This is a genomic window from Pseudomonas sp. P5_A12 (assembly GCF_056400685.1).
The window spans coordinates 1-8202 of sequence record NZ_JBFUKU010000233.1; the positions used below are offsets into that span (position 1 = coordinate 1).

6 protein-coding genes are annotated in these 8202 nt (G+C 60.3%); 5 read left to right on the forward strand and 1 reads right to left on the reverse strand.

All coding sequences use genetic code 11. The features are described from left to right. Positions 1-83 precede the first annotated feature (83 nt). On the reverse strand, positions 84-992 hold the full coding sequence (locus AC1DSG_RS23520; protein WP_477793031.1) for a LysR substrate-binding domain-containing protein: 909 nt from the start codon (positions 990-992) through the stop codon (positions 84-86). A 180-nt stretch (positions 993-1172) separates the two neighbouring features. Here AC1DSG_RS23520 and aspA point away from each other — a divergent pair, with 180 nt between their 5' ends. The 5 genes from aspA to AC1DSG_RS23545 all read left to right on the forward strand — a co-directional run bounded on the left by aspA (position 1173) and on the right by AC1DSG_RS23545 (position 8135). After that, complete coding sequence (gene aspA / locus AC1DSG_RS23525; RefSeq protein ID WP_477793032.1) at positions 1173-2597, forward strand: aspartate ammonia-lyase; 1425 nt, start codon at positions 1173-1175, stop codon at positions 2595-2597. A 525-nt stretch (positions 2598-3122) separates the two neighbouring features. After that, entirely contained in the window at positions 3123-4574 is a 1452-nt protein-coding gene (locus AC1DSG_RS23530; RefSeq protein ID WP_477793033.1) for an alanine/glycine:cation symporter family protein, read from the forward strand. 138 nt (positions 4575-4712) lie between these two features. Continuing rightward, a complete protein-coding gene (locus AC1DSG_RS23535; protein WP_477793034.1) occupies positions 4713-5717 on the forward strand; it encodes an asparaginase in 1005 nt (334 codons plus the stop codon). A gap of 163 nt (positions 5718-5880) precedes the next feature. Then, entirely contained in the window at positions 5881-6879 is a 999-nt protein-coding gene (locus AC1DSG_RS23540; RefSeq protein ID WP_477793035.1) for an AraC family transcriptional regulator, read from the forward strand. A gap of 224 nt (positions 6880-7103) precedes the next feature. After that, complete coding sequence (locus tag AC1DSG_RS23545; protein WP_477793036.1) at positions 7104-8135, forward strand: histone deacetylase family protein; 1032 nt, start codon at positions 7104-7106, stop codon at positions 8133-8135. Positions 8136-8202: the final 67 nt, after the last annotated feature.

Below are 8202 nucleotides of genomic sequence, written 5' to 3' on the forward strand. Positions count from 1 at the left end.
TGGCGTCCAGACAGTCACTATTGATGGTGAATGTTAGCCCGCCATCGCGAGCAGGCTCGCTCCCACAGGGGTCTTCATTGGGCTCAAGTGCCTTGCGCAGCACCGCCTTCAAGCTTGCGCCACAGCAACCGCACGTTGGCCTTGCGCACCAGTGCGCAACGATACAGGCGAATTTCCAGCGGCACATGCCATTGCGGGCCACCACAGACCACCAGTTCGCCGCGAGCCAGCTCGGCACGCACGCTCAGTTGTGGCACCCAGGCAATCCCCAATCCTTCCAGCGCCATGCTTTTCAGGCTGTCGGCCATGGCAGTTTCGTAAATGGTGGTGAAGCGCAGTGCACGCTGGCGCAGCAGCATGTTCACCGAACGTCCGAGAAACGCGCCGGCGCTGTAAGCGAGCAAAGGCACGCTGGCTTCGCCTTCCAGATCAAACAAAGGTTTTCCTTCGGCATCAGCGGCGCAAACCGGCAGCATCTCAGTGTGACCAAGGTGCAGAGACGGAAAAATTTCCGGGTCCATCTGCAACGCAGCATCGGGGTCGTAAAACGCCAACATCAAATCGCAACCGCCCTCGCGCAAGGCATGCACCGCGTCGCCGACGTTGGTTGCCACCAGACGCGTCGCGATATTCAAGCCTTCATTGCGCAGCTGTGCGATCCAGCGGGGAAAGAAACCCAACGCCAATGAGTGAGCGGCGGCGACTTGCATCACTTCGCCCTGCCCACCTTCCAGGTGATGAAGATGGCGCAGCACTTCGCCCAGTTGTTCGACCACGGTCCGCGCCGTCACCAGAAACAATTGCCCCGCCGCTGTCAGCTCGACGGGTGTGCGCGAGCGATTGACCAGTTGCAGCCCCAGCGCGGCTTCAAGGCTGCGGATACGCCGGCTGAAGGCCGGCTGCGTCACGAAGCGTCGTTCCGCAGCCTGGGAGAAGCTGCGGGTGGCGGCCAGGGCGCTGAAGTCCTCAAGCCATTTACTTTCCAGATTCATCACGTCCTCCCGGACACGCACCAATTTAGGTCGCACGCTCGCCGCAATCACGGCGTCACACCGACATTATGCCGAATGTGCATAGGCCAGTGTTTAACAGCATTGGCCGAAATTCTTCCACAAGCCTAGCATTTGCAGTGTTCCGGCACAGACCGGGTCCATATCGAGATGATTTCTATCATGTCCTCCGCTGCATCTTTCCGCACAGAAAAAGACCTGCTTGGCGTACTCGAAGTACCTGCACAAGCGTATTACGGCATCCAGACCCTGCGAGCGGTGAATAACTTCCGTCTCTCGGGCGTTCCGATTTCGCATTACCCGAAGCTGGTGGTCGGTCTGGCGATGGTCAAACAGGCCGCCGCTGACGCCAACCGCGAACTGGGTCACCTGAGCGAAGCCAAGCACGCTGCCATCAGCGAAGCTTGTGCACGTTTGATCCGCGGCGATTTCCACGAAGAATTCGTGGTGGACATGATTCAAGGCGGCGCTGGCACTTCAACCAACATGAATGCCAACGAAGTCATCGCCAACATCGCGCTGGAGGCCATGGGTCACCAGAAAGGCGAATACCAATACCTGCACCCGAACAACGACGTGAACATGGCGCAGTCGACCAACGACGCCTACCCGACCGCGATCCGCCTGGGTCTGCTGTTGGGTCACGACGCACTGCTGGCCAGCCTCGACAGCCTGATCCAGTCGTTCGCCGCCAAAGGTGAAGAATTCAGCCACGTTCTGAAGATGGGTCGTACCCAGCTGCAAGACGCTGTGCCGATGACCCTGGGCCAGGAATTCCGTGCATTCGCCACGACCCTGGGCGAAGACCTGGCGCGTCTGAAAACACTGGCACCTGAACTGCTGACCGAAGTGAACCTGGGCGGTACTGCGATCGGTACCGGCATCAACGCTGACCCGCGATACCAGCACCTGGCCGTTCAGCGCCTGGCMMYSATCAGCGGYCARCCGCTGGTWCCGGCRGCCGACCTGATCGAAGCCACSTCCGACATGGGCGCCTTCGTRYTGTTCTCCGGCATGCTCAAGCGTACCGCGGTCAAACTGTCGAAGATCTGCAACGACCTGCGTCTGCTGTCCAGCGGCCCACGCACCGGCATCAACGAAATCAACCTGCCGGCGCGTCAGCCAGGCAGCTCGATCATGCCAGGCAAGGTCAACCCGGTTATTCCGGAAGCCGTTAACCAGGTAGCGTTCCAGATCATCGGTAACGACCTGGCCCTGACCATCGCGGCCGAAGGCGGCCAGCTGCAACTGAACGTGATGGAGCCGCTGATCGCTTTCAAGATCTTCGACTCGATCCGTCTGCTGCAACGCGCCATGGACATGCTGCGCGAGCACTGCATCACCGGCATCACCGCCAACGAAGAGCGCTGCCGCGAACTGGTCGAACACTCGATCGGTCTGGTCACCRCACTGAACCCGTACATCGGCTATGAAAACGCCACCCGTATCGCCCGTATCGCCCTCGAAAGCGGCCGCGGCGTGCTGGAACTGGTGCGCGAAGAAGGCTTGCTCGACGACGCCATGCTCGCCGACATCCTGCGCCCGGAAAACATGATTGCTCCGCGTCTGGTGCCTCTGAAGGCTTAACCGAACGCAGGCTCTTGCTCTTTTAACGAAGAGCACCGAGAGCCACAACGCTCACCAGGTCGAGGGACTAGACACCTCTCACCTTTTGAGGGCTTGGGGATTTTTCCCCAGGCCCTTTTTTTTAACTTCGTTTAGTAACAACACCGAACCTGTGGGAGCGGGCTTGCCCGCGATGAACGATAACGCGGTGTATTTGAAAAACCGCGGCGCCTGCATAGCGGGCAAGCCCGCTCCCACAAAAACTCGGCGCCATTACGTCGAGTGTTTCAAAGGCCTCGCGTCATCGCTCGCACCAAAACTGTGCAGACGGACGGCACTCTCATCGGTATAGTGCCGCCCCTCTTCGCATGAGCGGTCGTCGGTAACGAGGCCCAAACCCATGCGAAACCCGAACTAATAACAAACCTGCGAAATGGGACAGGGACGAACACGCGCCTCACCTGTTGTGCCACGCGCACAGCTGTGTAACGCGATGTTTCTGCCCGCCCAACATTTTCCTACACAAAAAACAGCGAGGAATAATCCATGCTCGAAGTCATTAACGACTTCCTCTCAGGGAAAGTACTGATCGTGCTCATTGTCGGGCTCGGTAGCTACTTCACGATCCGCTCGCGTTTCGTTCAATTGCGTCACTTCTTCCACATGTTCGCTGTATTCGGCGACAGCCTCAAAAGCAGCGCCGGGCAACTCAGTTCGTTCCAGGCCCTGATGCTCAGCCTCGCCGGCCGTGTCGGTGCGGGCAACATCGCGGGTGTCGGTATTGCCGTGACCCTTGGCGGTCCAGGCGCGGTGTTCTGGATGTGGGTGACCGCGCTGGTCGGCATGTCCAGCAGCTTCTTCGAATGCTCCCTCGGCCAGCTCTACAAGCGCTGCGATTCCGACGGCACCTACCGCGGCGGCCCGTCCTACTACATTCAGCATGGCCTGCAGAAACGCTGGTTGGGCATGATCATGGCGTTCCTGTTGCTGGTGACCTTCGGGTTTGCCTTCAACGGCCTGCAATCCCACGCCGTGACTCACTCGCTGAACAACGCCTTCGGCCTCGACACCACTTACACCGGCATCGCGCTGGCGGTATTGCTGGGCCTGGTGTTCATCGGCGGGATCAAGCGCATCGCGAAGGTCGCCGACCTGTTGGTGCCGGTGAAAACCCTGGTATACATCGGCGTGACCATCTACGTGATCGTGCTGCAATTCGATCACGTACCCGGCATGCTGATGACCATCGTCAAAAGCGCTTTCGGTCTCGACCAGGCGTTTGGCGGTCTGATCGGCAGCGCGATTGTCATGGGCGTGAAGCGTGGCGTGTTCGCCAACGAAGCGGGCCTGGGCAGTGCGCCTAACGTAGCCGCCGTGGCCTCGGTCGAGCACCCGGTTGCTCAGGGTGTAGTTCAAGCGTTCAGCGTGTTCCTCGACACCTTCGTGATCTGCACCTGCACCGCGTTGTTGATCCTGCTCTCGGGCTTCTACACCCCGGGCTTCGAAGGCGACGGCATTGCCCTGACCCAAAACTCGCTGGCCGCCGTGGTCGGTGACTGGGGCCGGATGTTCATTTCCGTGGCCCTGTCGTTGTTCGTGTTCACCTCGATTCTCTACAACTACTACCTGGGCGAGAGCAACCTGCGTTTCCTGATCGGTGAAAACCGCAAGGCGCTGATCGGCTACCGCGCCTTGGTGTTGGTGTTGATCTTCTGGGGGGCCATCGAAAACCTGAGCACCGTGTTCGCCTTCGCCGACATCACCATGACCATGCTGGCGTTTGTGAACCTGATCGCGCTGTTCCTGCTGTTCAAGGTCGGCATGCGCATCCTGCGTGACTACGATGACCAGCGTGCGGCCGGGATCAAGACCCCGGTGTTCGATTCGAGCAAGTTCCCGGATCTGGATCTGGACCTGAAAGCCTGGCCGGCCAACCCGCCAGCGGCTGCCACCAAGGCTGAAGCCGAGCCACAAGGCGTACCCGCAGCGCAACGCTGATCGGTAAACGACGGGTGCACAACCTGTGGGAGCCAGCCTGCTGGCGATGACGGACTGTTAGTTGACGCATTAGTGTCTAACATACCGCTATCGCGAGCAGGCTCGCTCCCACATGTCATCTCTTGCGGAGACTTCCCCATGGTTCCCAATTCCTTTCCTGCTGCCCAGCACGTCATGGTGCTCTACACCGGTGGCACCATCGGCATGCAAGCCAGCGCTCACGGCCTGGCCCCGGCGTCCGGTTTCGAAGCGCGGATGCGTGACTACCTGCACAGCCAGCCTGAGTTGGTGGTGCCGCAGTGGCGTTTTCGCGAGATGTCGCCACTGATCGACAGCGCCAACATGTCCCCGGCGTATTGGCAGCAACTGCGCGAAGCCGTGGTCGATGCGGTGGATGTGCAAGGCTGCGACAGCGTGCTGATCCTGCACGGCACGGACACCCTGGCCTACAGCGCAGCGGCCATGAGCTTTCAGTTACTCGGCCTGCACGCTCGTGTGTGTTTCACCGGCTCCATGCTGCCGGCCGGCGTGACCGACAGCGATGCCTGGGAAAACCTCAGTGGCGCGTTGGCTGCCCTCGGCCATGGCCTGGCACCAGGCGTTCATTTGTACTTCCACGGCGAACTGCTGGATCCGACGCATTGCGCGAAAGTGCGCAGTTTCGGTCGTCATCCGTTCGAGCGGCTTGAGCGTCAGGGCGGCGGTGTGAAGGCCACTTCGATTCCGACACAACTGAACTACAACCAGAGCAAGCAACTGGCGAAGGTTGGGGTGCTGCCACTGTTCCCCGGCATCGGCGCCGACGTTTTGGACGGCCTGCTCGACAGCGGCATTCAGGGTCTGGTGCTGGAGTGCTACGGCAGCGGCACCGGGCCAAGCGATAACCCCGAGTTCCTTGCCAGCCTGGAACGGGCGCGGGACAAGGGCGTGGTGGTGGTTGCGATTACGCAATGCCATGAAGGTGGCGTTGAACTGGATGTTTACGAAGCCGGTAGCCGCTTGCGTGGCGTTGGCGTGCTTTCGGGTGGAGGCATGACTCGTGAGGCCGCGTTCGGCAAGTTGCATGCGCTGTTGAGTGCAGGGCTGGATATCGCAGAAGTGCGTCGCCTCGTAGAACTCGACCTCTGCGGCGAACTCATCTGACACACCACAAAACCTGTGGGAGCGAGCCTGCTCGCGAATGCGGTACATCAGTCACATCAATGTTGGATGTGCCGACGCCTTCGCGAGCAAGCTAGCTCCCACAGGTTCTTCGCTCGGCATATAACTTGCTGCGTTACAGCCATCCCAAGGCTGGAACCCACCCATGCTCCACTCCCACCTCACCACCCTCAACGCCGTTTCTCTGGTTCTCAACGCATTCAAGGCCGAAGGCCTGTCCAGCGAGGCCTTGCTCGCGGGAAGCGGGATCAGCGCGTCAGACTTGAATCGGGCGGACACACGCATCACCACCAATCAGGAGATGCAGGTCTGCGCCAACGCCGTCGCCCTCAAGCGCGATATCGGCCTGGAACTGGGTCGGCGGATGCACGTGTCGTCCTACGGCATGCTCGGTTATGCGCTGCTCACCAGTGCCACCTTCGGTGACGCTTTGCGGTTGGCGATGCGCTATCCGGCGCTGTTGGGAACACTTTTCGAGCTGAGCCTGGAAGACGACGGCGAGCGTGTCTGGTTCGTGGCGGCGGATTACCGGGAAAGCCCGGCGATGGCGGTGTTCAATGCCGAATTCTGTCTGGTGTCATTGAAGGTCATCTGCGACGACCTGCTCGGCCACCGGTTACCGCTGCTGGCCGCACGCTTCGAACACACCGCGCCGGACTATCAGGCGACCTATACCGAACACTTCGATTGCACGCTGAACTTCGAGGCGCGGAACAACGCATTTGCCTTCGACCGACGCTGGCTCGACCAGCCCTTGCCGCTCGCCGATGTCATTACCCATCAGGCCATGGCCGAACGCTGCCGCAAACAGAACACCGAGTTCACCGGTCGCCAGGCATGGCTGGGGCGGATTCGGCAGTTGCTCGGCGCGCAATTGAATGCAGCGCCGGGGCTTGAAGGGTTGGCCGGGCAGATGAATTGCTCGGCGCGGACATTGCGTCGGCATCTTAAGGATTTGGGTTGCAGCTATCAGGAAATGCTCGATGAACTGCGCTTCGAGCAGGCCAAGCAAATGCTCTGCGAGGACCAACTGCCGATCTACCGAATCGCCGAGGCACTGGGCTTCAGCGAGACGGCGAGCTTCCGTCATGCGTTTGTGCGCTGGAGCGGTGTGGCGCCGAGCCAGTTCCGGCCACACCGATAAATCCTGTGGGAGCGGGCTTGCCCGCGAAGGCAGTCTTTCGGCCATTGGATGTGTATCGGATGTACTGGCCTCATCGCGGGCAAGCCCGCTCCCACAAGGCAGGGGCGAATTTCGGTCAAACTTTTTGGCCATATCAATCCCCTTTTGGCCTTTCCTGCCGTTCTCCCAAACGCTGCCTGCCGCAAGACTGTGTTCAACCGAACCCGCCTGCGGAGAACAAGAAAATGCTGACGATCTACTCGGACGATCACCACCTGCACCACGGCCGTTGCGAATTGATAGACGGGCAACTGAAGCCCTGCTTCGAAATGCCGTCACGCGCCGACCATGTGTTGCAACGCGTGCAGCACCAGAATCTCGGCCCGGTCGAAGCACCGCAGGATTTCGGCCTCGATCCGATCGCACGCATCCACAGTCGCGACTACCTCGACTTCTTCAAGGGTGCCTGGGCACGCTGGACCGAACTCAACACCGACGGCGACTTGCTGCCCTACACCTGGCCGGCCCGAACCCTGCGCTCGATTAAACCCACCAGCCTGCACGGCCAACTCGGCTACTACAGCTTCGACGCCGGCGCACCGATCACCGCCGGTACCTGGCAAGCGGCATACAGCGCGGCGCAAGTGGCCCTTACCGCGCAGGCGCAAATCCAGAGCGGCGCGCGCAGCGCCTTCGCCCTGTGCCGTCCACCGGGACATCACGCTGCCAGCGATTTGATGGGTGGTTATTGCTACCTCAACAACGCCGCCATCGCCGCTCAAGCTTTCCTTGATCAGGGCCACAAAAAAGTCGCGATCCTCGACGTCGACTACCACCACGGCAACGGCACTCAATCGATTTTTTATGAGCGCAGCGACGTGCTGTTCACCTCGATCCACGGCCACCCGGAAGCCGAGTTCCCGTTCTTCCTCGGCTATGAAGACGAGCTGGGTGAAGGCGCCGGCGAAGGCTTCAACTTCAACTACCCTTTGCCCGCCGGATCTGGCTGGGACACGTGGAGTGCAGCCTTGGATCAGGCCTGCCAAGAGATCGAAAAATACGCTGCCGACATTGTCGTCGTCTCCCTGGGCGTCGATACCTTCAAGGACGACCCCATCTCGCAATTCAAGCTCGACAGCCCGGATTACCTGGCCATGGGCGAGCGCATCGCGCGCCTCGGCAAGCCGACGCTGTTCGTGATGGAAGGCGGCTACGCGGTAGAAGAAATCGGCATCAATGCCGTGAACGTGCTCGAAGGTTTTGAAAGCGCCCAATGAGGAATTAGAACTATGAATCGACTCAAGCGTTTTATCGCTCCCGCGCTGTGCGCCACGGTGCTCAGTG

What these genes read in the sequence shown, in the direction of transcription:
- AC1DSG_RS23520 (WP_477793031.1), bottom strand. Translation starts at nt 992, where the DNA reads ATGAATCTGGAAAGTAAATGGCTTGAGGACTTCAGCGCCCTGGCCGCC.
- AC1DSG_RS23530 (WP_477793033.1), top strand. Translation starts at nt 3,123, where the DNA reads ATGCTCGAAGTCATTAACGACTTCCTCTCAGGGAAAGTACTGATCGTG.
- AC1DSG_RS23535 (WP_477793034.1), top strand. Translation starts at nt 4,713, where the DNA reads ATGGTTCCCAATTCCTTTCCTGCTGCCCAGCACGTCATGGTGCTCTAC.
- AC1DSG_RS23540 (WP_477793035.1), top strand. Translation starts at nt 5,881, where the DNA reads ATGCTCCACTCCCACCTCACCACCCTCAACGCCGTTTCTCTGGTTCTC.
- AC1DSG_RS23545 (WP_477793036.1), top strand. Translation starts at nt 7,104, where the DNA reads ATGCTGACGATCTACTCGGACGATCACCACCTGCACCACGGCCGTTGC.